This window comes from Cohnella baijiui, from assembly GCF_020731285.1.
Taxonomy (GTDB): domain Bacteria; phylum Bacillota; class Bacilli; order Paenibacillales; family Paenibacillaceae; genus Cohnella.
Genome location: NZ_JAJFOW010000390.1, coordinates 1 through 227, shown reverse-complemented (window position 1 = coordinate 227; position 227 = coordinate 1). Strand labels below are relative to the sequence as shown.

At 55.1% G+C, this 227-nt stretch carries 1 protein-coding gene; it reads left to right on the top strand.

The features are described 5' to 3' along the window. Positions 1 to 227 (top strand): L-threonylcarbamoyladenylate synthase (locus LKX83_RS33085; RefSeq protein ID WP_227887531.1); only part of this gene is annotated, 227 nt, incomplete at both ends.

Below are 227 nucleotides of genomic sequence, written 5' to 3'. Positions count from 1 at the left end.
ACAACAGCTCAGCATGTACTCGAAGATTTGGACGGGCGCATTGCGGGTGTGCTTGATGGAGGGCCGACAGGGATCGGTGTAGAATCAACGGTTGTGGATAGTACAGGCGATGTGCCGCTCATTCTTAGACCGGGCGGCGTGACGGCTGAACAGATTGCCGAGATCACAGGGGAGGTTGCGATTGATCCTGGTATGCTCAGTGAAGGAATAGCTCCTAAATCACCGGG